The 26181-nt window shown below is 39.4% G+C and carries 21 protein-coding genes; 19 read left to right on the forward strand and 2 right to left on the reverse strand.

Going from position 1 to position 26181, the window contains the following annotated elements:
• The first annotated feature begins 110 nt into the window (after positions 1-110).
• The 3 genes from FF105_RS09000 (at position 111) to FF105_RS09010 (ending at position 3590) form a co-directional block, all read left to right on the forward strand.
• Entirely contained in the window at positions 111-1406 is a 1296-nt protein-coding gene (locus tag FF105_RS09000) for a type I restriction-modification system subunit M (protein WP_290046690.1), read from the forward strand.
• On the forward strand, positions 1399-2601 hold the full coding sequence (locus tag FF105_RS09005) for a restriction endonuclease subunit S (protein WP_147651905.1): 1203 nt from the start codon (positions 1399-1401) through the stop codon (positions 2599-2601). Before FF105_RS09000 ends, FF105_RS09005 begins: the two co-directional genes overlap by 8 nt.
• A 71-nt stretch (positions 2602-2672) precedes the next feature.
• Positions 2673-3590, forward strand: coding sequence for a site-specific integrase (locus FF105_RS09010; protein WP_010293082.1), 918 nt, complete (start codon positions 2673-2675; stop codon positions 3588-3590).
• Between the two features lie 48 nt (positions 3591-3638).
• Here FF105_RS09010 and FF105_RS09015 read toward each other — a convergent pair whose 3' ends face one another.
• Positions 3639-4853 (reverse strand): restriction endonuclease subunit S, encoded by a 1215-nt coding sequence (locus FF105_RS09015; protein WP_277950317.1) that lies wholly within the window; start codon positions 4851-4853, stop codon positions 3639-3641.
• 196 nt (positions 4854-5049) lie between these two features.
• Between FF105_RS09015 and clpX the strand changes: the two genes are divergently transcribed.
• Both clpX and yihA read left to right on the forward strand, forming a co-directional pair.
• A complete protein-coding gene (clpX, locus tag FF105_RS09020; protein WP_010293087.1) occupies positions 5050-6297 on the forward strand; it encodes an ATP-dependent Clp protease ATP-binding subunit ClpX in 1248 nt (415 codons plus the stop codon).
• A gap of 3 nt (positions 6298-6300) precedes the next feature.
• Positions 6301-6894 (forward strand): ribosome biogenesis GTP-binding protein YihA/YsxC, encoded by a 594-nt coding sequence (yihA, locus tag FF105_RS09025; protein ID WP_010293090.1) that lies wholly within the window; start codon positions 6301-6303, stop codon positions 6892-6894.
• A gap of 72 nt (positions 6895-6966) precedes the next feature.
• Here yihA and FF105_RS09030 read toward each other — a convergent pair whose 3' ends face one another.
• Positions 6967-8898 carry a glycoside-pentoside-hexuronide (GPH):cation symporter gene (locus tag FF105_RS09030; RefSeq protein ID WP_010293092.1) on the reverse strand — a complete coding sequence of 644 codons (1932 nt, stop codon included), beginning with the start codon at positions 8896-8898 and terminating at the stop codon, positions 6967-6969.
• Positions 8899-9083: 185 nt separating this feature from the next.
• Here FF105_RS09030 and FF105_RS09035 point away from each other — a divergent pair, with 185 nt between their 5' ends.
• From FF105_RS09035 to FF105_RS09100, 14 genes are all read left to right on the forward strand, one after another.
• Positions 9084-10097, forward strand: coding sequence for a LacI family DNA-binding transcriptional regulator (locus FF105_RS09035; protein WP_147651901.1), 1014 nt, complete (start codon positions 9084-9086; stop codon positions 10095-10097).
• Positions 10098-10168: 71 nt separating this feature from the next.
• Positions 10169-12400, forward strand: a complete 2232-nt coding sequence (locus tag FF105_RS09040; RefSeq protein WP_010293095.1) for an alpha-galactosidase — start codon at positions 10169-10171, stop codon at positions 12398-12400.
• A gap of 15 nt (positions 12401-12415) precedes the next feature.
• Positions 12416-13606 (forward strand): galactokinase, encoded by a 1191-nt coding sequence (locus FF105_RS09045; protein ID WP_290046694.1) that lies wholly within the window; start codon positions 12416-12418, stop codon positions 13604-13606.
• Complete coding sequence (galT, locus tag FF105_RS09050; RefSeq protein WP_010293099.1) at positions 13606-15114, forward strand: UDP-glucose--hexose-1-phosphate uridylyltransferase; 1509 nt, start codon at positions 13606-13608, stop codon at positions 15112-15114. Before FF105_RS09045 ends, galT begins: the two co-directional genes overlap by 1 nt.
• Positions 15115-15120: 6 nt before the next feature.
• On the forward strand, positions 15121-16122 hold the full coding sequence (galE, locus tag FF105_RS09055; protein ID WP_198489506.1) for a UDP-glucose 4-epimerase GalE: 1002 nt from the start codon (positions 15121-15123) through the stop codon (positions 16120-16122).
• Positions 16123-16309: 187 nt separating this feature from the next.
• Entirely contained in the window at positions 16310-17284 is a 975-nt protein-coding gene (locus FF105_RS09060) for a VOC family protein (RefSeq protein WP_290046698.1), read from the forward strand.
• 59 nt (positions 17285-17343) lie between these two features.
• Positions 17344-18006, forward strand: coding sequence for an alpha/beta hydrolase (locus tag FF105_RS09065; protein ID WP_147651895.1), 663 nt, complete (start codon positions 17344-17346; stop codon positions 18004-18006).
• Between the two features lie 87 nt (positions 18007-18093).
• Positions 18094-18534 (forward strand): peptide-methionine (R)-S-oxide reductase MsrB, encoded by a 441-nt coding sequence (msrB, locus tag FF105_RS09070; RefSeq protein ID WP_010291977.1) that lies wholly within the window; start codon positions 18094-18096, stop codon positions 18532-18534.
• An 84-nt stretch (positions 18535-18618) separates the two neighbouring features.
• A complete protein-coding gene (pnuC, locus tag FF105_RS09075) occupies positions 18619-19386 on the forward strand; it encodes a nicotinamide riboside transporter PnuC (RefSeq protein WP_010291976.1) in 768 nt (255 codons plus the stop codon).
• A 39-nt stretch (positions 19387-19425) separates the two neighbouring features.
• Entirely contained in the window at positions 19426-20568 is a 1143-nt protein-coding gene (locus FF105_RS09080) for a nicotinamide-nucleotide adenylyltransferase (protein ID WP_010291974.1), read from the forward strand.
• 77 nt (positions 20569-20645) lie between these two features.
• Positions 20646-23057 (forward strand): primosomal protein N', encoded by a 2412-nt coding sequence (gene priA, locus FF105_RS09085; protein ID WP_290046699.1) that lies wholly within the window; start codon positions 20646-20648, stop codon positions 23055-23057.
• An 87-nt stretch (positions 23058-23144) separates the two neighbouring features.
• On the forward strand, positions 23145-24107 hold the full coding sequence (gene fmt, locus FF105_RS09090) for a methionyl-tRNA formyltransferase (protein WP_010291970.1): 963 nt from the start codon (positions 23145-23147) through the stop codon (positions 24105-24107).
• Entirely contained in the window at positions 24100-25443 is a 1344-nt protein-coding gene (rsmB, locus tag FF105_RS09095) for a 16S rRNA (cytosine(967)-C(5))-methyltransferase RsmB (RefSeq protein ID WP_147651893.1), read from the forward strand. The genes fmt and rsmB overlap by 8 nt, the downstream gene beginning before the upstream one ends.
• A 3-nt stretch (positions 25444-25446) precedes the next feature.
• Positions 25447-26181, forward strand: coding sequence for a protein phosphatase 2C domain-containing protein (locus FF105_RS09100; protein WP_010291966.1), 735 nt, complete (start codon positions 25447-25449; stop codon positions 26179-26181).

A 26181-nucleotide genomic window follows, 5' to 3' on the forward strand; every position in this document is an offset into this window, starting at 1 on the left:
TTTACGACATCTAGTGCCAAAAAGCCTTACGACCTATGCTTCACAACCTATTTTAGAATAAAACAAAAATAGGTGAAGACTATCTCCGTCGAGATTAATCTTCACCTTTAATGTTAGTAAGTTTTATTGAACCTAAATATTTGTTTTCAACTTTAGTCAAAGAAATTAATCAAGGCAATTTTGATATTGAAGATTTGCAGAATGCAGTCATTGCAGTGGAAAATTCGACGATTGGTCAGCGTTCGGAAGACGATTTCCGTGGGTTATTTGAAGACCTAGACTTATCATCTTCAAGATTAGGCAGTACGCCAGCAGAACGTTCAAAAATGATCGCTGCTGTTATTCTGAACTTGCATGACTTAGAAATTAAGCATGATGAAATTGAAATTGATATTTTGGGTGACGCCTATGAGTATCTGATCGGTCAGTTTGCTGCCAATGCTGGTAAAAAAGCGGGTGAGTTCTACACACCACAGCAAGTTTCTAAAATATTGGCTAAAGCAGTAACTTTGGGTCGTGAGACGTTAAAAAGTGTGTATGATCCGACGATGGGATCTGGGTCATTGTTGTTACGTGTTGGGGATGAAGCTAAAGTATACAATTATTTTGGGCAGGAACTTAATGGTACAACTTATAACTTGGGTCGCATGAACTTGCTGATGCATGGTGTGAATTATACTAACTTTAATGTGCAACAAGGCGATACGTTAGAAAACGATCATTTTGGTGATCAAAAGTTTTCTGCTGTGGTTGCAAACCCACCATACTCTGCTAATTGGAACCCAGATGGTAAGCTGGACGATGAACGATTCCGAGCATACGGTAAGACAGCGCCAAAATCAAAAGCCGACTTTGCTTTTGTGGAACACATGTTATATCATCTGGCTGAAGATGGCACAATGGCTGTCGTTTTGCCTCATGGTGTGCTTTTCCGTGGCGCAGGCGAGGGCACTATTCGGCGCTATATGATTGAAAATATGAATTTTTTGGATGCTGTGATTGGCTTGCCAGCTAATTTGTTTTACGGTACAAGTATTCCAACGACTGTTTTAGTATTTAAGAAAAATCGGTCAACGAAAGATATCTTCTTTATTGACGCTTCAAATGATTTTGACAAGGGTAAAAATCAAAATACGCTGACAGATGCTCATGTTGACAAAATTATTGAAACCTACGCAAAACGTGAAAATGTGGATAAATATGCACACGTTGCGACTTTTGATGAAATTGTCGAAAATGATTTTAATCTGAATATTCCACGTTATGTCGACACATTTAAAGAAGAAGAACCTATTGATTTGGCACAAGTTGAAGCAGAATTAAAGGCTGTTGATATTGAAATTGCCAAAGCGCAAGCTGAATTTGACGCAATGGTTGCTGAATTAGTGGAGACTAAAAATGACTGATAAAACTATGCCTGCGTTGAGGTTTAGGGGTTTTTATGATGCTTGGGAACAGCGTAAATTTTCCGAGGTACTTGAATATTCGGTTTCAAACAACACTTTGTCTCGTGCTAACTTGAACTATGACCATGGAGAAATAAAAAATATCCATTATGGAGACATCTTGGTTAATTTTGATTCTATCGTAGATGTAAATCAGCCAAATGTACCTTATGTGACTGATGGAAACCCATATGATTTTACGATACAATTACTACAAAATGGTGATGTTATCATTGCTGATACAGCAGAAGATGAGACAGCAGGTAAGGTTATTGAGGTTACTGGTATTACTGATAATTATGCTGTTTCAGGACTGCACACGATTGTTGGAAGACCTAATATTAAGTTTGCATATAAATATCTTGGTTATTATTTAAATGCACCATACTACCACAACACCTTGTTACCGCTCATGCAAGGAATAAAAGTGTTGTCATTGAGCAAGTCAAATATTGCTAAAACAGTAGTAAGGTTTCCAAAAAATGTGGACGAACAAACTAGCATTGGCGTATTTTTCAACAGACTCGATAATAATATTACTCAAAACGAGCGTAAGATTGACCTTTTGAAGCAATTAAAACAAGCGTATTTGCAACAGATTTTTAGTCAGGAACTGCGTTTTGCTGGCTTTAGTGATGACTGGAAACATCGTAAGTTGGGGGATGTCTTTAAATATGAGCAACCAACAAAATATATTGTCAAATCTACGGAATATGATGAAAAATTTGACACTCCTGTTTTAACAGCAGGAAAGAGTTTTGTATTGGGCTATACCAATGAAATTACTGGAATTAAAAACGCCACCGTAGAGAATCCTGTTGTGATTTTTGATGATTTTACAACTGGTTCTCATTGTGTGGATTTTCCGTTTAAGATCAAGAGTTCCGCAATGAAATTACTAAGTCTAAGTGATTATGCTGACAATTTTTATTTTATGTTTAATACATTGAAAAACATAAAGTATGTACCTCAGAGTCATGAACGTCATTGGATTTCTAAATTTTCAGAATTTGAAATCTGCAAGCCAACTGTAGCAGAACAGGAAAAAATAGGCTCGCTCTTCAAACAACTCGACAACCTCATCACCCTTAATCAACAGAAACTCGACCTCCTCAAGAAACAAAAACAAGCCTACCTCCAAAAAATGTTTATCTAACATTAAAATGGTTTAATGTAAATTGGCCCAACAACAAGTTGTGGCTAATTTTTTATTTGGAGGTGTCTATCATGACACAGAATCAAACGTTTCACGCATATTTTAAGGACTGGATGACGCTATATAAGCAAGGCGCTGTCAGACCTGTTACTTATCAAAAATATGTTATAACACATCAACATCTCGTTAAGCTTGCACCAAGGCTCAAAACAAGTAAACTCTCACGTGCAACTTACCAGCAATTACTTAACGATTTTGCCCAAAATCACGAACGCCAAACAGTTTTGGATTTTCATCATCATTTAAAAAGCTCGATTATAGATGCCATGGAAGAGGATATTCTAAAACGAGATCCAACCCGTAAAATTGTGATTAAAGGAACCGTTCAGCGACTTCATAAGCCCAAATTTTTGAACCAATTTGAAGTACAGGATCTTCTAAAACAATTGAATTTACAGGACGAAGTTAATTGGGATTACTTTATCTTGCTCATTACCAAAACGGGGTTGCGATTTGCTGAAGCTTTAGGACTGACTCCAGCAGATTTTGACTTTGAAAAACAAATTATCAAAATTGATAAGACGTGGAATTATAAATCAGTACAAGCTGACTTTGCGCCAACAAAAAATAATTCATCGGTCCGGAAAGTACAAATTGATTGGCAAACTGCGATACGATTTTCAGTCATCGTTCGCAATCTACCAAGAGATGAGCCAATATTTGTCCGTGGACGTGTTTACAATTCGACAGTGAATGACAGGTTATCCGCACTTTGCAAGCAAGTCAAGATTCCAGTTATCTCAATTCATGGTTTGCGCCATACACACGCCTCGTTGTTGCTTTATGCAGGCGTATCGGTTGCCTCGGTGGCACGTAGGTTGGGACATTCAAATATGACAACAACACAAAAAACCTACATTCACGTCATTCAAGAATTAGAAAATCAAGATAATGATCTAGTCATGAAACATTTAGCACAATTGATGTAAAAAAAACGGTGTCTACGTAACGTAGACACCGTTTTATAATTTGCTAGTTTAAATAAACATTTTTTTAAGAAAAGCCTGTTTTTGTTTTTTGAGGAGGTTGAGCTTTTGTTGGTTAAGGGTGATGAGGTTGTCGAATTGTTTGAAGAGCGAACCTATTTTTTCCTGTTCTGCAATATTAGGTATTGGAACAGAAATGTCTTTCATTTGTTTGATCGGAAGCTGTTTTAGAGCAGTACCTGTATATCTAGATAATATTTCTCTTTGTCCTGTATTGCCTAAAAGATATTGTATTAAAAAAAAACCTGAAATTTCGAGCTTATTAGTCCTCAATATGGCTAGCTGTGAATTTATATTCCATCCTTCATTTTCTTTAGTAGCATACCCTAAAGTGCCTAAAGATCCCCTTACCACTAGAATAATATCATCTTGTTTAATATGACCAGATGTTAGTTCATTGTGCTTTTCTTGCTTAATGTAGTTTGCATTAGACGAATCTAAATATCCGTTTGAAAAATCACTACCACGTAAGAATGGGACTCCATGTCTTTTATCGGACATATCACTAGCTGAAGGATATGATTCTCCATAATTTCCATCTGTAAAATAGGTGTGCGTTTCTCCCAACTTACGCTGTTGCCATGTATCACTAAAGCCAGCAAAACGCAGTTCCTGACTAAAAATCTTTTGCAAATACGCCTGTTTTAATTGCTTCAATAGGTCGAGTTTATGCTCGTTTTGAGTGATTAGATTGTCGAGTTGTTTGAAGAACGATCCAATTTTTTTCTGTTCTTCAATTTTAGGTAATTCCAAATTAAGGTTAGAAACAGCCGGATAGTTAACATATATTTGTGTTCCACCCTGAACAATTCGTTTTACTTTTTCTCTAAATGGTCCATTAAGTACAGTATATGCAAAATTAGAATCGAATGTTTCTTTTGGTGAAATAATTTCAGTTCGCTGATTGATTACATATTCATTATCTTGATCTATCAGCAAAGTTCTTCCGATAATTGTGCCATTAGCAGTTTTATCATTTAGTACCATGGTAAGCTCTCCAGAATTAACAACTCGTCCATCTGTAATTTCATTTGATAGTGCTCGAATATTTTGATCAACATATTGGCTATTTAATCCGTAGCTACCAATTGAAATAACTTTATATTTACCATCTTTTTCAAAATACTTTTCAATAGCTGTTCCACCTCTGTGATTAGCTACGTCAGATAACTTACGCTGTTCCCAAGGAAGTACGAAGCAATAAATTCAAAATCCATACCCACATTTAACAAAAAAAGAAAATACGCATTGTCGAAAATATAAATCTAAAACACGGTTTATAAGATGGTTATAAAATAGTATAATAATAGGATATGGTTTGCATATAAAAAATATCTAAGTTGTATATAAAATATATATCGTCTGCATAAAAATGTAGCAGATCAATCAAAAAGGGAAAATAATGGCGAATACACCAAATTTTGAAGAAGAAGTACATTGCAGTTTTTGTGGTAAATCTGCCAGTGAAGTTAAAAATATTGTTGCGGGACCAAATGGTGTCTATATTTGTAACGAATGTGTTGCCTTGGCGCAAAACATTATTCAAGAAGAACTAACTACCTCGCAAGCGGCCCAAGTCTTATCATTACCAACGCCACATGAAATTGTGGCTGAATTAAACGATTATGTCATCGGCCAAGAAGACGCTAAGAAGACGTTGGCTGTCGCCGTTTATAATCATTACAAGCGTATCAATGAAAATGTTGCGCCAACCACGGACGTTGAATTACAAAAATCAAACATTGCCTTAATCGGACCAACTGGTTCAGGAAAAACATATTTGGCGCAGAGTTTGGCGCGTATTTTGAATGTGCCATTTGCCATTGCTGATGCCACCACTTTGACTGAGGCAGGGTATGTTGGTGAAGACGTTGAAAACATTATTTTGAAGTTGTTGCAAGCAGCTGATTTCAATGTTGAAGCAGCCGAGCACGGCATCATTTACGTTGATGAAATTGACAAAATTGCCAAGAAATCTGAGAATGTTTCAATCACGCGTGACGTTTCTGGTGAAGGTGTCCAACAAGCGTTACTTAAAATGCTAGAAGGTACCATTGCCAGCGTGCCACCACAAGGTGGTCGTAAGCATCCGCAACAAGAGTTAATTCAGGTTGACACGACCAACATTTTATTTATCGTCGGTGGCGCTTTCGCAGGTATCGACACGATTATCAAGGAACGTTTAGGTGAACGAGTCATCGGCTTCGGTTCAGACGCTAATGAAAACGCAGTTGCCCTCAATGACGAAAATATTCTTCGCCATGTGCAACCAGAGGATATGACCAAGTTTGGCTTAATTCCAGAATTTATTGGTCGTTTACCAATTGTGACCGTATTAGATGAATTAAAAGTGGCTGACTTGGCACGCATTTTGACAGAACCTAAAAACGCGCTCATTAAGCAATACACAGCACTTTTGGGCTTAGATGATGTTGAACTTGAGTTCCAACCAGATGCATTAGAAGCAATGGCTGAACTAGCCATCAAACGCCATACTGGCGCGCGTGGCCTACGCTCAATCATTGAAAACGTCATGAAGGATGTCATGTATGATATCCCAAGTCGTGATGATGTGGCGAAAGTAATTATCACCGAAGCAAGTGTTGAAAAAGGTGAGCAGCCAGAGCTACAACTTAAAAGGGAGGCTTAACTCATGGACGTGCATAACGTTGAAATGGTGATGAGCGCCGTCTCAGCCACCCAATATCCAACTGATGGTAAACCTGAAATTGCCCTTGTTGGTCGCTCAAATGTCGGTAAATCGTCATTGACCAACACGTTGATTAACCGCAAGAACTTTGCCAGAACATCATCACAACCGGGGAAAACGCAAACGTTGAACTTCTACAATGTCGAAGACCAATTATATTTCGTTGACGTGCCCGGTTATGGTTACGCGAAAGTATCCAAAAAGCAGCGCGAAGCGTTCGGACACATGATTGAAGAGTACATCACATCACGCAAGCAATTACGTGGTGTAATAAGCTTAGTTGACGCCCGCCATGATCCTAGTGATGATGACATTTCAATGTACGAGTGGTTGCATTACTACAATATTCCAATCTTGGTTGTTGCGACCAAGTCGGACAAAATATCACGCAGTCGTTTTAACAAATATGAATCAAATATCAAGCGCACGCTTGGTTTTGACGAAGAAGACAGTGATTTTCAATTCTTTTCATCGGAAACGAAATACGGTAAAGATGAAGTGTGGCAGTGGATTGAGACACATCTCAATCAAATGTAATTTTAAAGATGCAAAAGGCCTAAAGTATATGACTTTAGGCCTTTTGTTACGTATTATAATATGATCGGCATTTTAGCCATTATTTTCAAGCGTCAAAATGACATCGTCTTTATCGACTAAGCTTCCGAGTGGTTTCTTTAATGTCAATGTGTCATCGGCACTAGAATTAGTAATGGTAACAATAACTGTATCATCATAGCCAGCATCTTTAATAGCCTTATCCCAGAACTCAATGAGTAAATCACCACGCTTGACGTGTTGGCCACGTTCGAAGTAAGTTACGAAGCCAGTACCTTGCATAGCTACCGTCCCAATACCAATGTGGATTAATGTTACGACACCAGTATCAGAGACCAGTCCAACAGCGTGTCGAGTAGAAAAGGCAATTCTAACGGTACCATCAAATGGTGCATATACGCGACCATCAGAAGGCTTAATAGCAAATCCTTGACCAAGCGCGCCATTGGCAAATATAGGATCATTTACTGATGCTAAATCAACGAGCTCTCCGGCGATTGGTGCGTTGTAGTCATGCGCACCAGCTTCAATTTTAGTTGATGTCGTGACAGGACTAGCAGAATCATCAGCTAATTGCTTGCCCCAAGTACGTTCCAATTGATCAACAATTTCAGCGTGCTTCTTTTCTGTTAATGTGACCTTACGATAGAATACATACGTACCAATTAAAATAATAACAATTGGCAAACCAAACATAATGAGTTTAAAAGTAACTTGACCTGAAGCGCTAACGGAAGCAGCAGTGGCACCAGTTGTCATACCAGCAGCAACAGCTGTTAAGCCGACGACACCGTTTGAAATGGCACCAGCTAGCTTGTCTAGCAATGGTCGAACTGACAATGTTAGTGATTCATCACGGTGGCCCAACTTAAGCTGACCATATTCAACAGAATCGGAAATAGTCATCAAAACAACCAAGAAGACTAGGGGTTGTGGAATAGCGAACAGTACAGCAGCGATTAAGACCATTGGCAGTGATTGACCAGCAAATACAAACAAAACCAAGGCGATGATCATCGTCAAAATGCACCAGAAGAAGAGATTACGACGGTTAAGCTTATCAGCTAACTTTGGGAAAAGTGATACAGACAGCAAGCCAGTTACAATATTGAGACTAGCAAAAATTGAGAAAGCAGATGAATTACCTAAAATAAAAGTAAAGTAATACAGTTCCAGCGAGTTGACGAGTGTAACGCCAGTTGTATAGAGGCCATAAGAAAGGGCAATCCACATCAATTGATCGTTATGAGTTAAAATGTGAAGAACTTTTTTGAAAGTTGTTTTTTCTTTATTTTTACGAAGATCTGAATCGACTTCTTTGGTACCGATACCAACAGCTACGGCACTTAACCAAGCGATAGTTGCAACAATCACAGCAAACCAGAACCAGCCACGCGTATCACCCGTGCCGCCATTTGAGTTCAGAGAAAAGAAAAGAACAAGTGGCATGACGACGACACCCACTAAATTACCACCAATAGTTGACCCGATTCGAGCAAATGTAGCTGTTTTTTCACGTTCACGAGAATCAAATGTTAACGCAGGAATCATTGACCAAAATCCAATGTCTTTGAATGAATAGAAAATGTCCATGATGATGTAAATAAAACCAAAGATGATTAAGTAAAGCAGAGGATTGGATTTATTTAAACCACCCATATTCGTAAACAAAATGATTAGAGCAATAGAACCAACAGTACCGCCAACAACCACCCAAGGTTTGAACTTACCCCAACGTGTACTCGTGTTATCAATTGCGTTACCAATAAATGGATCAATTGCCAATTCAACGAAACGCAATAGGAAGATAATTAGCGTGATGTAACTAATCATTTTGTCATTCTGTGCAGCGTTACCACTATTAAACAAGTGTGTTGTCACAAACATAATGAAATAAGTTGACAATGTAGCGAAAAACATATCGTTACCGAATGCACCAAACGCATAAGAAACGCGAGAGGTCATCGATTGCTTGTTAGACTTCATAATTGTATTCTCCTTTTCGATATCAGCTAACACAGTTAATAGTAAGCGCTTTCAAAAGAAAAAGCAATACTTTTTACTAAATATTTAGTAAAAAGTATTTTATCGCAATTTGTTGTAAAATAATAAAAGAACATTTTCTGTGATAAAGACTGATATCACAACATTGACGAGTTGAGGAAGAATATATGGTCACAATAAAAGACATCGCGGCAGCAACAGATGTTTCGGCAAGTACAGTATCACGTGTCTTAAATCAAGATATGACGTTATCTGTATCAGACGAGACACGACAAAAGGTTATTGACACAGCACAGCGGCTGAATTATGTTAAAAAACCCAAAAAAGAAATGACTACTCAAACGCTCCACATTGCAGTTTTGACGGTCTTTTCTGAAACACGTGAATCTAATGATTCTTATTGGCGCCAAATTTATTTAAGCATTGTTCAAGCTGCTCATGAACGCGGCATTGTGGTTGATGAAGTTATTCGTATCAATCAAGGATTGAAATTGGCTGATTTTGCGCAATATGACGCCATTATTGTCCTTGGGGATATGACACCTAACGCTGTCAAGAGACTCCAGCAAATCAACAACTGTATTGTTTTAGTTGATGCGAAAGACCACTACCATGATATTGATGCGGTTAACCCTGAATTGCGGTTGATGACAGTTAGAATTTTGAACGAGTTATATGAAGCGGGTCGACAAAAAATTGGCTTCATCGGTGGCATCAATGATTTGACAGCTCTTGACGGTACGACAACAACTAATCTAGAAGACGTGCGTAGTGAGATATATGAAGATTGGTCAAAGCGTCATGATATCACGCCTCACTTTCATACTGGAACATGGCATGCAGAAACTGGTAGCATGGGTGCAACAAAATTATTGGAAGAGGAGCCGCAATTAGATGCGTTGTTGGTGGCGTCTGATCCAATTGCATTAGGCGCTATTAATGCATTGAAATTACAAGGTATTGAACCTGGAAAAGACATTGATGTGGTGAGCTTCGATAATTTGGAGTTAGCTTCATATTTGGTGCCAGCATTGACTACGGTTGAATTAAATCCCAGCGCAATTGGCAAAACTGCTTTAAATCAGGCCTATGAGCTGGCTAAAGGCGAAAGATCTTGGCCAATTTGGTCTACAATTCCAAGTCAGTTACATTATCGTGAGACGTTCAAAAAAAATAAGTAACCGTTTACATTTTAGTAAACAGGTGGTAAACTATGTTTGTAATTTAGTAAATATTTTCTTGGAGGAAGCAAATGTCTAATGCAAACATTTTTTTTGATGAACAACAACAAGTTTTTCATCTATCAAATCAGCAGGTGTCTTACTTGATTCAAATCGAAGATGGTGGCGTGTTGAGCCACTTGTACTTTGGCAAAAAAGTATCAGGCTATCATGGTTCTCGCCTTTATCCGCGATTAGATCGGGGCTTTTCACCTAATTTAGCTGGTGAACCTCATCAAACAGACCGTCGTTTTTCAAAAGATACGTTGTTACAAGAGTATAGTGGTTATGATACAGGCGATTTTAGACAAGCTGCCATCAAATTACGGGGCGTTGATGGTGCCGAAGCTACTGATTTTCGTTTTAAATCGTACGCAATTGAAAAGGGTAAAACCAATTTAAGCGATTTACCACATGCTTACGTATTATCTGATGACGAGGCGCAAACTTTAGCAATTGTGTTGGAAGATGTTACTTTAAATGTTGAGCTCACTTTATACTACACAATTTATGCTGACAGGCCGGTTGTAACACGCTGGAGCAACATCAAAAACTTATCTAGCGAAAATGTAAAAATTGAAAAAATCGCGTCGCTCCAATTGGATTTACCTGCCAATGATTTGGAAGTTATCTCTTTGCCTGGTGCTCATGTTCGTGAGCGAAGTATCGAACGGCAGCCATTGCGTCAAGGGTTAACGACTTTTGCCAGTCATCGTGGTACCAGTTCGCACCACATGAACCCGTTTATTGCGCTGGTTGCACCGACTACGACGGAAAATCAGGGTGAAGCAGTTGGTATTCAGTTAGTTTATTCTGGCAATCATCAGTTTAGTTTAGAAAAAGATTATGTTGATCAGTTGCGCATTTTAGCTGGTATTAATGAAGAAGGCTTTTCTTGGGAACTCACTCCAGACGATAGTTTTCAAACACCAGAGACGCTGATGGTGTACTCAGATGAGGGCCTTAATGGTATGTCACAAGCTTATCATCACCTTTTGCGGGAACGTGTAGCTCGCGGACAATATCAGTACGCACAACGACCAATTGTTATCAACAACTGGGAAGCAACATATTTTGATTTCAATGCCGAAAAAATTGAAGAAATTTTAGATGAAGCTGCGCCGCTAGGTGTGGAAATGTTTGTCTTAGATGACGGTTGGTTTGGTCATCGTGATGACGATGATAGTTCACTAGGTGATTGGTTTGAGTACACAGCCAAGTTAAAAGATGGTGGTGGATTAAATGGTTTGTCACAAAAAGTGCATGACAAAGGAATGAAGTTTGGACTCTGGTTTGAGCCAGAAATGATTTCTAAAAATTCGGACCTATATCGCGCCCATCCAGAATACGTACTACGTATTCCAGAACGTGTCATGACACCAAGTCGAGATCAATACGTACTGGATTTTTCAAGACCAGAAGTTGTCGACAATATTTTTGATCAAATGGCGGCTATTTTGGACAATGTGCCAATTGATTACATCAAATGGGATATGAATCGTCATCTGACTGAAGTTTATTCAACTGCTTTGCCAGCTGATCGTCAAGGTGAAGTAGCACATCGCTATATGTTAGGTGTATATGATTTGGCTAATCGTTTGACCAGCCGATATCCTCAAATTTTGTTTGAAGGTTGCTCAGGTGGTGGCGGTCGTTTTGATGCCGGTATGCTGTATTATTTCCCACAGTCATGGACATCTGATAATACAGACCCTATTGAGCGTTTGAAAATTCAATATGGTACAACATTAAGTTATCCGGTTTCAAGCATGACCGCTCACGTTTCTGCATCTCCTAATCATCAAACTGGTCGCAAGACGAGCTTGAAAGTGCGTGGCGATGTTGCGACTGCGGGTGTGTTCGGATATGAATTAAACTTAGCCAAATTGTCTGATGCAGAAAAAAGTGAGATTAAAGATCAAATTTCATTTTATAAGCAACAACGGCAGTTGATTCAATATGGTGATTTTTATCGGATTAAAAGTCCATTTGAGGGTAACGAGACTGCTTGGGAATTTGTGAATGAAGATAAAACAGAGGTGCTTTTGTTTAATTATCGTGTGTTATCAACGGCGCAACCAGCGTTTAGCATTACAAAGATGAGCCACTTGTTGCCCGAGGTACTCTACGTTGATCAAGCCACACAAGAAAGCTTTTCTGGGGATGAGTTGATGTCAATTGGTTTATATAATGCACCGATTGAGCAAGCAGATTTCACTTCATCGGTTCGATATTTTAAAGTCCAAGAAAACGAATTAAAGTAAGAAAGGTAGATTGAAATGTCTGATACTTACACAAAATTAACTCAGGTTTTTGAAAGTCAATTTCACCGTATGCCCAGTGATAAATTTTTTTCACCGGGTCGTATCAACTTAATCGGTGAACATACAGATTACAATGGCGGTCATGTCTTTCCAGCATCAATTACGCTAGGAACTTATGGCGTAGCGGCATTACGATCAGATCGTGATGTCAAAATTTATTCAACTAATTTTCCAGAACAAGGTGTGATTACCTTTGATATTGATAATGAAGATAAATTACCTCACGCATCTTGGGGTAACTTTGTTAAAGGTGTATTACAAGCTCTTAGAGGGTACGGCAATCAGTTTGAAAATGGTTTTGAACTAGTCATCGAAGGGAATATCCCGAATGGTTCAGGTTTGTCATCATCATCATCATTAGAATTATTGATTGGCGTTGTCGCTCAAAAATTGTACCAACTGAAGATTCCAAGGTTGCAATTAGTTGCCAGTGGTCAACGAGCAGAAAACGACTTTGTTGGCGTTAACACAGGCATTATGGATCAGTTTGCAATTGGTTTTGGTGAAAAGGATCGGGCAATTTACCTTGACACTAATACGATGATTTATGAGATGGTGCCTATTCATTTAGGTGATTATGTAGTTGTCATCATGAATACGAATAAACGTCGTGAATTAGCGGACTCAAAGTACAACGAGCGTGTTCGTGAAACGCAAGAAGCTGTATATCAGTTGCAAAAATATGTACCGATTCAATATTTAGGTGAACTCGATAGTGATACATTTGATAAATATGCTGGTAATTTATCCTCCGAAACCTTGCGTAAACGGGCACGACATGCGGTTTATGAGAACGAACGTACTAAAGTGGCTGTAAAGGCGCTAAAAAATGATGATCTTGAGGCGCTTGGTGAGTTGATGAATGCTTCTCATCAATCGTTAAAAGATGACTATGAAGTTACTGGTATCGAGTTAGATACTTTAGCTGAAACAGCGCAACAGGTTGATGGTGTACTTGGCGCTCGCATGACAGGTGCAGGCTTTGGTGGTTGTGCGATTGCATTAGTCCATCGCGATGCTGTTGCGCAACTGAAAGAAACAGTGGGACGCCAATATGAATCTGTTGTTGGCTATGCACCATCATTTTATGTCGCTAACATTGGCAATGGTGCACACTGGGCAGGTGAAGTAGCAGGAGAGGCATAATGGCGGAAATTGATTTATTCACAGCATTCGCAAAAAAAATTATTGCAGAATCTGATTATACAACTGATGACGAAATTTATTTGGTCAATCAAATTATGGGATTAGTTGGTGAAACAAATCATAATACGGTACCTCACTTGCTAGATAATGACAGTGTAACGACCCTATCGTTATTAGATCAGCTGATAGCCGTTGCCGAAAAAAATGGGACATTAGCGTTGCGTCAAATGAACACTGATATGCTAGGTGCGCAACTCATGAACTTTATCGTGCCAAGACCATCACAGGTTCGCAAAATGTTTTGGGAGCATTATCAGCAATCTCCGCGACAAGCAACTGATTATTTCTTTGACTTATCACAGCGTAGTAATTACATTAAAACACGTGAGATCAGTCAAAACATTTCTTATCCAGTGGATACAGAATATGGTACACTGCAAATTACTATTAATCTATCCAAACCAGAAAAGGATCCTAAAGCGATTGCGGCGGCTTTGAAAAATAAAAGTCAACAGCAATCGCAATATCCTGTTTCACAATTGGCAAAAGAGAATGAAGGATATTGGGGACGACTGGATTATGCAGCGCGCACTAATCATCGTGTTATTCCAATGATTTTAGGACATGAAAAATGGTATTTTCAATATTCACCTTATGCTTATTTCAATGAACATGCTATCGTGCTCTCTGAAAATCTTCGCCCGATGCATGTTGATCGCGAAAATTTATCACGATTGTTAGAGTTTGTGTCTAAATTTCCAGAGTACTTCATTGGATCAAATGCGGATTTGCCAATTGTTGGTGGATCGATTTTATCACATGACCATTTTCAAGCTGGCCGTTATGAACTACCTATGGAAAAAGCAGTCATGAAAGAAAAAATTACCATTGCAGGGTGTGATTTGCGTGAAGCGGGTATTTTAAATTGGCCGATGACAACCATTCGCTTGATTGACGATGATCGTGAAAAATTACTACATGCTGCTGATAAAATTATGATGATTTGGCAAAATTATGATGATGTCTCTCTTTCAATTCGTGCGTATGGTGATGATGGTGAACGACACCACACGGTAACGCCGATTGTTAGATTTCGAAGTGGTCATTACGAAGTGGATCTTGTATTACGTGATAACAACACATCTGACGCTTTCCCAGATGGCATTTTTCACCCACATCCAGATGTTCAGCATATTAAACAAGAAAATATTGGTTTGATTGAGGTGATGGGATTAGCAATTTTACCGCCACGTTTGAAAACAGAATTAGCTGAAGTTGCGCAATATTTATTAGGTAATGATAATAACATTGCAGAGAAACATCAAGCATGGGCAGATGCTTTGAAGCAATCTGAAGTGATTAACGCGAATAATGTGACACATATCGTGCAACAAAGCGTGGGACAGATTTTCAGTCGGGTACTTGAGGATGCAGGCGTCTTTAAAAATGATCAATCTGGACAAAAGGGTCTGGAAAAGTTTATTAAGCAAATCGAAGTAGGGGAATAAATCAAAATGGCAGTATTAGTACTTGGTGGCGCAGGATATATTGGCTCACACATGGTGAAACGTTTGGTTGAAGCCGGACGCGACGTGGTGGTTGTGGACGCCTTGTTCACTGGCCACCGCGCAGCAGTTAATCCAGTAGCGACATTTTATCAAGTTGACATTCGTGATAAGGCAGCATTGTCGGCAGTGTTTGATAAAGAAAACATTGAACAAGTGGTTCATTTTGCAGCCTTTTCAATCGTGCCAGAGTCAGTGGCAAACCCGCTGAAATATTTTGACAACAATACTAGTGGCATGATTACGTTGTTGGAAGTGATGAAAGCACATGACGTCAAGCAAATCGTCTTTTCATCAACAGCGGCAACTTATGGTAATCCGGTGCATATTCCGATTAAGGAAACCGATCCGCAAAACCCGATTAACCCTTATGGCGAATCAAAGTTGATGATGGAAAAAATCATGAACTGGTCCGATCAAGCTGACGGGGTTAAATGGGTCGCGTTGCGCTATTTCAATGTGGCTGGTGCAGCAGAAGATGGCACGATTGGTGAAGACCACAATCCAGAAACACACTTGGTACCAATTATTTTGCAAGCTGGTTTGGGACAACGTGATTATATTGAAATGTTTGGTGATGACTATAACACCCCAGACGGCTTTAATGTGCGTGATTATGTGCATGTCTTAGACTTGGCAGACGCACATATCTTGGCATTGCAGTATTTAGCTGATGGTCATGAGTCAAATCAGTTTAACTTGGGATCAGCGACTGGATTTTCAGTGAAAGAGATGGTTGAGGCGGCACGGGAAGCAACAGGGGTTGATATTCCGGCTAAGATTGGGCCACGTCGAGCGGGTGATCCTGATATTTTGATTGCCAATTCAGATAAGGCACGAGAGGTGCTGGGCTGGGCACCAAAGTACGATAATGTGCAAGACATCATCAAGACAGCTTGGCAGTGGCATCAGAGCCACCCTAAGGGCTATGATGATCATCATAATGACTAGCTGCTTAGTGATAAACCTACAATGAAAGAGAACATCAACGAATGCGTGAACGCATTCGTTGATGTTTTTTATTTTGATACACGGTCAATATTACGCTTATAATTAGTAAGTTGTATTACTTGCGTTTATAATGTAATAGTGTATAGTATTGACTATACACTAACAAAAAGTAAGAGGAATAAAAGCTATGGGGACAAATATTCGTGGTATTCACCACTTAACAACGATTACTTCCGATTCGCCTAAGATTTGGGACTTTTTTACGAATAAATTGGGATTACATTTAATTAAAAAAACGGTTAATCAAGACGATGTTCGTACGTATCATCTTTATTTTTCTGATGACCAAGGCGAGGGTGGCTCTGTTTTGACATTTTTTGATTTTCCAGGGATCCAAAAAGCGGTTTTTGGTACTGATGAGATTTCAAGAACGTCTTTTAGAGTACCTTCTCAAGACTCATTTGCTTATTGGCAAGCGCGTTTTGATGAATTTGGTATTCGTTATGATTCTAAAACATACGAATTATTTGGTGCCACATACTTAAATTTTTATGATTTTGATGATCAACGATATGCTTTGATCGCCGACGACACCAATCCGCGTCACAATGAATTAACGGGGACACACACGCCATGGCGACATTCTTCGGTGGATCCACAACATGCGATTGTGGGGTTGGGACTAGAATTGCTGACAATCAACAATCATGATGCAATGGATATGGTCTTAACCAAAGTAATGGGTGCTGAAAAAATTGATACCAAAGGCGATTATGCGTTGTATGAATTTGATCACGGCGGTTATGGTGCGCAGGTCATCACTTTGCTTTCTCGTATCATTCCGCGAGGTTTACAGGGATTTGGTGGTCCTCAACATTTAGCATTTATTGATGATGATGAAGAAGCATTAAACTTTTGGATTAAGCGCCTACAAGAATTAGGTTTCCAAGATTCGGGATTTGTTGATCGTTTTTATTTTAAATCAGAATATTTCCGACCAACTCCGGGTATTTTGTTTGAATTAGCGACAAACGGGCCAGGTTTCTTAGTAGATGAAACTTATGAAGAAGCTGGTGTTCATCTTGAATTGCCACCTTTTCTAGAGGATATGCGAACACAAATTGAGGATAATTTGGTTGATTTTAATAGCCCTAAAAATTGATATGAAACAAAAACGACTCATGGATTGATGGGTCGTTTTCTAGCATAAAGGAGTTCATAATGGTTGATACGAATGATAGTATGATTAAGCAGAATTTCAATGATGTGCACCATTTATTTATTGCTGGCAATCCAGATTTACCGACGGTTGTATTGCTACATGGCACAGGAGGTGATGAAAATGACTTAGTACCTATTGCTAAATATTTGTTACCAAATCATCCAATTTTGGCTATTCGAGGTCGTGTTTTAGAAAATGGCTATCATCGTTTTTTTGAACGATACGCCGAAGGAGAATTTAATTTAGTATCTCTTGGTGAACAGACAGCTTGGTTGGTGAAATCAGTGAGTGAATTATTAACAAAATATGATTTGAACACATCGCCATCGTTAGCGGTTGGATTTTCTAATGGTGCCAATATTGCTTTGCATGCGTTGCTAACACATCCAGAAACATCATTCAAGAATGTCATTGCACTACATGCGATGCAACTAACGCCCATTACAGAGCCGGCCCATTTGCAAGGCAGTCATGTTTTTTTATCGCACGGTAATTTTGATTCTATTGTGCCGCGTGATAGTTTTGATGCGCTAGTCGATAACTTGACCCAAGCAAAAGCATTAGTGACTGTCTTCCGTCTTAATCAATCTCATGTTATTTCCAGTGAAGAATTGCAGGCTGCTAAAATTTGGCTTCAAGCTAATGATATTGATGAGGCGTGACATTTGACGGGATGACTTTGCTGTGTACAATTAAGGAGTATGAACCTCAGGATTTTTGTAGATTTATTGAATTAAAGGAGGATACAAATGGTGAAAGAATCTGATGAAGCGTTGCGTGCGCGTTTAACACCGGAGCAGTACGAAGTGACACAACATGCTGCGACTGAGCGTGCCTTTACTGGTAAATATGATCAGTGGTGGGACGACGGCATTTTTGTTGATGTTGTGAGTGGTGAACCATTGTTTAGCTCTACTGATAAATATGATGCCGGCTGTGGTTGGCCAGCTTTTACTAAAGGCATTGACGAGCACCACATTAAGCGGCACGTTGATTACTCGTTTGGTATGACACGAACGGAGGTAACGTCCAAAGAAGCCGGATCGCATTTAGGGCATGTCTTCACTGATGGTCCTGTTGAAAAAGGTGGTCTGCGATATTGCATTAATTCGGCCAGTTTGCGATTTGTCCCCAAGGCGGATTTACAAAAAGAGGGTTACGGCCAATATATGTCATTGTTTGAAAATTAAATGACGTTCTGATTACTTGACGATACTTTCTCTGCGCTAACTGTTATAATGGTAGAAAATAATATATAATGTGGGAGAATTCACATGGCTGAGGAGACAGTCTCACGTCGATTTTGGCGTTATTTCAATCCAAAAAATATCGTTAGCGAACTATTATTTGGTTGGACATTAGCTGAAGGCACGCTGTTTATCGTTTTGGTAGCATTGCAAGGACTTGTCTGGGGACTGGGTGTTGCACATAGTCATACGTTTGATTGGTTTGGCTTGACGACAGGGTTGATGAATATTATTACGGTAATACTGGTGGCCAAAGGTCGCATCACGAACTACTTTTGGGGTTTAATTTATTCTGTGATGTATATGCCACTAGCTTTTCAGTCGCAGTTATTTGGTGAAGTGGCATTGAGTGCTTTCTGGGTCGTTATGCAATTTGTTGGTATTGCGGCGTGGTTAGGATTTATGAAACGAGACCAAATCACCCAAAAAGATCAGCAAGATGTTGTTGCAACCAAGTATATGACCCCGAAACAATGGCTATTTGTCATACCAGTTTTTCTCGTTATCCTTGGTATTGTTGGACTGATTTTACAACAAGCAGGTTCCCGTCAACCCTATATGGATGGCTTGACAACCACGATTTCCATGGGTGCCCAAATTTTACAAACCGCTAAGTTTGCGGAATCTTGGTATGCGTGGCTGTTATTTGATATCGTGGAAATCGTACTTTGGGCGCGTGCATGGACTGGACATGCTGATCCTAGTGCGTTTGCCATGTTGGGTATGAATTTAGCATTGACTGTTAATGCTATTTACGGTATTATTCAGTGGCGCAAATTAACTAAAAAGGAATAGCAACATTTTCAATTAAATGCTGCAAAATTTATTAACATCATGATTACAATTGCAGGTAATTTATATAAAGATGATTTAGAAGGTCATAAAATCGGCGTGTTTTTTGGCACATTAGCCCCAATGCATGTTGGCCATCAAGCTGAAATTTATAAAGCAGCGGCTTTAAATGACGGCGTGGTTGTTATTGCATCAGGTTATACAGGTGATCGTGGCTATCAAATGGGACTACCCGTTGAAAAACGTTTCCGTTATTTACGAGAGGCGTTCAGTGATGAAACAGACATTAAAGTAGATTACATTAATGAAGATGATATCCCACAAATGCCAAATGGTTGGGATGAGTGGACTAACCGTTTGGTTGAGACTGTCAAGCGCAATATTGTGGACGAGCAGGCCCAAATCACTTTTTACACAGGTGAAGCTGATTATAAAGTTGAGTTGGAAAAACGCTTGCCACAAACTGGTCAATTCAAAGTCAGTTTGATGGATCGCACTGTTTTAAAAATTTCAGGAACAGAAATTCGTCAAGATCCAATTGGTAACTGGGATTATATTAACCGAGTCTTTCGACGTCATTTTACAAAGAAAGTCACGGTCATGGGATCGGCCTCTACTGGCAAATCAACGCTTGTGAGGCGTTTGGCAAGAACAAGTAACTCACCATTTTCTGAGGAATATGCTCGTGAATATCAAGAGCGCTCTAATGTGAGTGATGATGAATTAGTTGTGAAAGACTACATTCGTCTGATTCAAGGTCAGTACGATGCTAATTCAAAAGAAATTAATTCACCTGCTAACAACGGTTTAACAATTTTTGATACAGACGCTATGGTTACCAAAGTATATGCGGATATGTGGTTGAGCAAGGAAGATAATGCGCAATTGCAACCATTATTTGATAATACAATTAGTGAGGAATTAATTGATTTAATTTTAGTAATTCCCCCAGTAACACCTTATGTAGATGATGGATTCCGTAATATGGATAGTGCTGATGATGACACACGTTGGCAATTCCATAATCAACTCATGCAAGTAATTGAAGATTATGGCTTTATGGATAAAGTTGTGATGTTAGATGCGCAGGGTGGTAGCGAGGATCCCTATGGCTATTATGCGCGTTATTTGCAGGCGTTAAATGCCATTCAAGAACGTACAGGATTTAACATCAAGCATATTTAAAAGATAGCAGACAAATGTTTTGTCTGCTTTTTATTTTGTTGGATGAAGTGATTTGCCAGCTCTGTTAAAATAGAGATATGAAGAAACAATATGCACAAATCATTGTTGATGTGCCAACAATGCAAACAGATCAACCTTATACATATGTCATTCCTGAAGAAATGATTGATCAAATTTTACCTGGCATGCGTGTTACGGTACCTTTTGGACGTCGAAAAGTGATGGGATTTGTGATTGGTATTCGTGCGACGACTGATTTGTCAGAAGATCAATTACGACCTTTGACAACAATTTTAGATTTGTCACCGGTTTTAAACACAGAATTGTTGTCGTTGTCTGATTATTTAGCGGATGAAACCTTCGCCTTTAGAATTTCGATTTTACAAACCATGTTGCCAAATGCCTTAAAAGCAGACTATCAACATTTTATAAAAATAGTCGGTAAGGTCAGTGATGACGTCGCTAATCGACTATTCATGGGATTGACCGAAATTGCGTTTCATGCTAATCAATATAGCGACAAGGATTTGGCTACGTTAGCCAAACTCCGACGTCAACACAGCATCGAAGTCAGAATTGAAGTTAATGATCGGGCAAAAGTTAAAACACAATTAGCTTATCAATTTAGTCAAAATGTCACGATGTTAAAGACGGCGCAACAATCATTGCGACCAACAGCCAAAAAGCAGGCACAACTAATGGCATTCATTTTGCAACATGTTGGTGAGACATGGCTAAAAAAAGAATTGCAAGAAATGTTACCGGTTAGTGATGCAACATTGGCACATGCTGTGACACATGAATGGCTTGTCAAAAAGCATGTTGAGGCATTACGCGATCCGTTTAAAGCAACGGTACAAAAAAGTAATCCGTTAGATTTAAACGATGAGCAACAGCAAGCTTTTGATCGTATTTCAGCCTCAGCTGATTTACATCGTTTTGCGCCTTTTTTGCTGGAAGGCATCACTGGGTCAGGCAAAACTGAAGTATACCTGCAAGTGGCACAGCACGTGTTAAAACAGGGCAAAACCGTTCTATTTTTGGTGCCTGAAATTGCCTTAACACCACAAATGGTGCGACGTGTTAAAAGTCGTTTTGGAGAACAAACAGCCGTACTTCATTCAGGTTTAAGTGATGGCGAGCGCTATGATGAGTGGCGACGAATTGAACGGGGTGATGTTCAAATTGTCGTAGGGGCAAGGTCTGCAGTGTTTGCACCATTAGATAATCTTGGGGTTATTATTGTTGACGAAGAACATGAAACGACATATAAGCAGTCTGATAATCCTCGGTACAACGCCCGCGATGTGGCCTTGTGGCGTGGTGAATATTATCAAATCCCAGTCATTCTCGGTTCAGCAACACCGTCATTAGAGACACGCGCGCGCGCACAGCGTGGCGTTTATGAACGTTTGACTTTAACACAAAGAGCCGGCGGAGCCAAACTGCCTAAGGTTGATGTCATTGACATGAAAGATACTTTGGCTGACGGTCCTGAAACGAATTTTTCTGCTGAACTGAAAGACAAAATTGCTGACCGGTTAAATAAAAAAGAGCAAATTGTTCTGATGCTTAATCGTCGTGGTTTTTCAAGTTTTGTCATGTGTCGTGATTGCGGTTTCGTGCCACGGGATCCCAATTGTAATTTAGCAATGACGTTGCACATGGATTCGCACACGTTAAAATGTCACTATTGTGGTCATGAGGAACCTATTCCGACAGTTTGCCCGAATTGTGGGTCAAAACGCATTCGCTATTATGGTACTGGCACGGAAAAGGTGGCTGTTGAACTAGCTGAGCTTTTCCCCACAGCACGTGTGATTCGAATGGATCAAGATACGACTCGAAAAAAGGGTAGTATGGACAAATTACTAGAAAAATTTGGACGTCATGAAGCTGATATTTTACTAGGCACGCAAATGATTGCCAAGGGATTAGATTTTCCAGATGTCACCTTGGTCGGTGTTTTAAATGCAGACACAGCATTGGGATTACCTGATTTTCACGCTAGTGAACGCACATTTCAACTTTTAACGCAAGTCAGCGGGCGAGCAGGTCGCGCGCAAAAAAGTGGTGAAGTTGTCGTCCAAACTTTTAACCCGCAACACTATGCAATTGTTTTTGCTAAGCAGCATGATTATGAAGGGTTTTATCATCAAGAAATGCGTGCACGACATGCCGGTAATTACTCACCGTATTACTACACTGTTCAAATTCAAGCCAGTCATTCTGACGAAAATCAAGCGGCTTTGCAAATGCTACAAGTTGCACGTTGGTTACGTGCACATGTTGATCAAGACGTTATTGTCTTAGGACCATCGCCAAAACCGATTGCCAAAATGCGCAATCGCTATTATTTCCAAATCATTCTCAAGTTTAAACAGCGAGATATGGTCGACAATTTATTGAAGACTTTACAAAATCGTTCACAAAATTCAAAAGGCGATTTGCGTCTCAGTATTGACCGTGAACCAGTCTCATTTATGTGATGTGATATAATAAAGAAAAACAAATACCCGCAGTTAAACGGGTATTTTTGTTGGGTGACAATTTAATTTTTAAGTCGAGGTAAATTAATGAGCTATACGGTTGTTTTTATGGGCACTCCCAAGTTTGCGGTGCCAATATTGGAAGCATTATTGGCCGATAATCAATATGAAGTGAAGGGTGTTGTCACTCAGCCAGATCGACCAAAAGGTCGGCGGCATGAATTGACGCCCAGCCCTGTTAAAGAAGCAGCGATGGCACAGGGTGTCCGTGTTTTGCAGCCCGAAAAAATTAGCGGTTCTCCAGAAATGCAGCAAGTCATTGATTGGCAACCTGATTTCATTGTGACGGCAGCTTTTGGACAATTTTTACCGGAAAAAATGTTGTCAGCCGCTCGAATTGCTGCAGTGAACACCCATGCCTCATTATTACCAAAATATCGTGGCGGCGCGCCTGTCCATTATGCAATCATGAATGGCGATCAAGAAACTGGCGTTTCCATAATGTACATGGTCAAAAAAATGGACGCTGGGGATGTGATTGATGTTGTTAAAGTGCCAATTACTGCCAATGACAATGTGGGCACAATGTTTGAAAAGTTGAGCTTAGCCGGTCGTGATTTATTGATGGCAACACTACCGAAAATCGCTAATGGCGACATTCAACCAGTGGTGCAAGATGAAGCTGAGGTGACTTTTGCACCCAATATTCCGCATGATTTGCAAAACTTGCATTTTGAAAACGAGACGGCACAACAGCTCGACTGGCATATTCGTGGTCTATATCCCACGCACCCTGCCTACATTCAAGTTGGCGCACAACGTGTGAAATTAATTGATGTCACACCACAACTTGATACAACAACGCAAGCACCGGGTACTATTGTAACCAAAACTAAAAAATCATTATCTATCGCAGCAGCAAATGGTACTGTGATCACAATTAATCAATTGCAACCAGCAGGTAAATCAAAAATGGCAATTAGTGATTATTTAAATGGTGTCGGGAAAAATCTTGAAGTAGGGGAACAATGGGTAACAAAACATGAGTGATAAACGAGTATACAGTGATAATCCTCGGGTTTTAGCGGTGCAAACGTTAGCTAAAATTAAAAATGGTGCTTATTCTAATTTGCAACTGAACCAAGTTATCAAGCAACATCATTTAGGCGAAGCAGATACACGACTACTAACGACATTGGTTTATGGTGTCATTCAACATCGTTTAACTTTCGATTATTGGTTAGCTCCTTTTGTCAAAAATAAAAAAATTGATTCATGGGTTACGGAGTTGCTTTATACCGCGTTATTTCAAATGGTCTATTTGGATAAAATTCCGCAACACGCTATTTTTAATGAGTCAATTGAAGTGGCTAAAGTCATGGGACATGTTGGAACAGCTAAATTTGTCACAGCAATATTGCATAATATTGATCGTCAAGGCTTACGATCAACAACTGATATTTCAGATACAGTGACACGCCTGTCGGTTGAAGCAAGCCTACCCGTCTGGTTAATTGAGACGTTGATAAATCAAAATGGTGAAACTAAAACACGCCAAATTGTTGCCACAATTAATGATGCGCCATCACAATCTGTACGTGTTAACACTACTTTGGCTAGTGATGATGAGGTTAAGGCTGCGTTGGAAGCAGAGAATTTTTCAGCAATAGCATCAAAAGTTGCTGCTCACGCTTTTGTCGTTAATGGTGGTCATGTTGCAAGTTCAAAGGCTTATCATGATGGTCTATTGACGATTCAAGACGAAAGTGCAATGTTGTCGGTGGAAAGTTTGCAACTGACAGAAAACGTCAAAAATATTTTAGATGCTGCTGCAGCACCGGGCGGTAAAACCACACAAATTGCACAATATATCGCTGATGATGCTAAAGTATTAGCGCTTGATATTCATGAACACAAAATCAAACTGATCCAACATAATGCTGAGCGCATGCATTTGTCCGATAAAATTAAAACACGTGTGCTTGACGCTCGCAAAGTGCCTGAACAAATTGATCAACAATTCGATCGGATTTTAGTTGATGCACCATGTTCTGGCTTTGGTTTATTACGCCGAAAACCTGAAATTAGATATGATAAAACACTAGCTGATGTTGAAAGTTTATCACGCTTGCAACTCGCAATTTTGAATTCAGTTAGCAAAAACCTTGCAAAAGATGGTATTATGGTTTACAGTACTTGTACAATTTTGCGTCAAGAAAATGACGATGTTGTGACAAGCTTTTTGAATGACAATCCAAATTTTGAATTGATACCAACAGAAACGTCGCAAAATCTTAAAGAAGATAGACATGAGAAAGTATTACATGTTTACCCCGATGATTATTACACTGACGGTTTCTTTGTTGCAGTACTAAGGAAAAAATAATCTATGGCAATTGCCTATCATACTGATCCTGGGGCAAAACGTCCGGATAATCAAGATTATGTTGGTGCCTTCACCAATAGTTTTGGTCGAACGATGGTTATTGTAGCAGACGGCGTTACATCCAATGAGGGTGGTGAAGTCGCCAGTGCGATGACCGTAGAACATTTTGGACATGCATGGGAAAGTAGCCAACTTGAAACAATTGTACCAACAATTGAATGGCTTAAAAATCAAACAATAATTGAAAATCAAACGATTCTAGAAGCGGGACAACGATTTGAGGAGTTGTCAGAGATGGCAACAACTCTTGTATTAACTGTACTATTTGATGATCAGATTGTCGTTGCTAATTTAGGTGATTCGAAAGCCTTTTTGCTACACGGAGATGAGCTCACACAATTATCTTTTGATCATACACTTAAAAATGAGATGATCCGTAGCGGCGCCTTATCAGCAGAAAGTGCCAGCAATTTACCAAATGCACGGAGCGTGACCCGTTTTCTAGGCGTTGATCAACATGCAAGTTTAGAAGTTGTTCAGCATGAGTTTGTTGAAGATGATATGCTCTTTTTGACCACAGATGGTATTACAAAAGTATTAACACAAGATGAAATAAAAGCAACAATGCGTCTAGAGGCATCATTAGATATCAGAGTGTTTGATATGATTCAACAAGCAAATAACCATGGTGCGCCAGATAACGTGACGGCGGTGCTCGTTACACATGAAAAGGATTAA

Source organism: Leuconostoc sp. UCMA20149 (assembly GCF_030400235.1).
Lineage (GTDB): Bacteria > Bacillota > Bacilli > Lactobacillales > Lactobacillaceae > Leuconostoc > Leuconostoc pseudomesenteroides.

What these genes read in the sequence shown, in the direction of transcription:
- FF105_RS09000 (WP_290046690.1), top strand. Translation starts at nt 111, where the DNA reads ATGTTAGTAAGTTTTATTGAACCTAAATATTTGTTTTCAACTTTAGTC.
- FF105_RS09030 (WP_010293092.1), bottom strand. Translation starts at nt 8,898, where the DNA reads ATGAAGTCTAACAAGCAATCGATGACCTCTCGCGTTTCTTATGCGTTT.
- FF105_RS09010 (WP_010293082.1), top strand. Translation starts at nt 2,673, where the DNA reads ATGACACAGAATCAAACGTTTCACGCATATTTTAAGGACTGGATGACG.
- yihA (WP_010293090.1), top strand. Translation starts at nt 6,301, where the DNA reads ATGGACGTGCATAACGTTGAAATGGTGATGAGCGCCGTCTCAGCCACC.
- FF105_RS09035 (WP_147651901.1), top strand. Translation starts at nt 9,084, where the DNA reads ATGGTCACAATAAAAGACATCGCGGCAGCAACAGATGTTTCGGCAAGT.
- galE (WP_198489506.1), top strand. Translation starts at nt 15,121, where the DNA reads ATGGCAGTATTAGTACTTGGTGGCGCAGGATATATTGGCTCACACATG.
- FF105_RS09045 (WP_290046694.1), top strand. Translation starts at nt 12,416, where the DNA reads ATGTCTGATACTTACACAAAATTAACTCAGGTTTTTGAAAGTCAATTT.
- clpX (WP_010293087.1), top strand. Translation starts at nt 5,050, where the DNA reads ATGGCGAATACACCAAATTTTGAAGAAGAAGTACATTGCAGTTTTTGT.
- FF105_RS09040 (WP_010293095.1), top strand. Translation starts at nt 10,169, where the DNA reads ATGTCTAATGCAAACATTTTTTTTGATGAACAACAACAAGTTTTTCAT.
- FF105_RS09100 (WP_010291966.1), top strand. Translation starts at nt 25,447, where the DNA reads ATGGCAATTGCCTATCATACTGATCCTGGGGCAAAACGTCCGGATAAT.
- galT (WP_010293099.1), top strand. Translation starts at nt 13,606, where the DNA reads ATGGCGGAAATTGATTTATTCACAGCATTCGCAAAAAAAATTATTGCA.
- pnuC (WP_010291976.1), top strand. Translation starts at nt 18,619, where the DNA reads ATGGCTGAGGAGACAGTCTCACGTCGATTTTGGCGTTATTTCAATCCA.
- FF105_RS09060 (WP_290046698.1), top strand. Translation starts at nt 16,310, where the DNA reads ATGGGGACAAATATTCGTGGTATTCACCACTTAACAACGATTACTTCC.
- FF105_RS09005 (WP_147651905.1), top strand. Translation starts at nt 1,399, where the DNA reads ATGACTGATAAAACTATGCCTGCGTTGAGGTTTAGGGGTTTTTATGAT.
- priA (WP_290046699.1), top strand. Translation starts at nt 20,646, where the DNA reads ATGAAGAAACAATATGCACAAATCATTGTTGATGTGCCAACAATGCAA.
- rsmB (WP_147651893.1), top strand. Translation starts at nt 24,100, where the DNA reads ATGAGTGATAAACGAGTATACAGTGATAATCCTCGGGTTTTAGCGGTG.
- FF105_RS09080 (WP_010291974.1), top strand. Translation starts at nt 19,426, where the DNA reads ATGATTACAATTGCAGGTAATTTATATAAAGATGATTTAGAAGGTCAT.
- FF105_RS09065 (WP_147651895.1), top strand. Translation starts at nt 17,344, where the DNA reads ATGGTTGATACGAATGATAGTATGATTAAGCAGAATTTCAATGATGTG.
- fmt (WP_010291970.1), top strand. Translation starts at nt 23,145, where the DNA reads ATGAGCTATACGGTTGTTTTTATGGGCACTCCCAAGTTTGCGGTGCCA.
- msrB (WP_010291977.1), top strand. Translation starts at nt 18,094, where the DNA reads ATGGTGAAAGAATCTGATGAAGCGTTGCGTGCGCGTTTAACACCGGAG.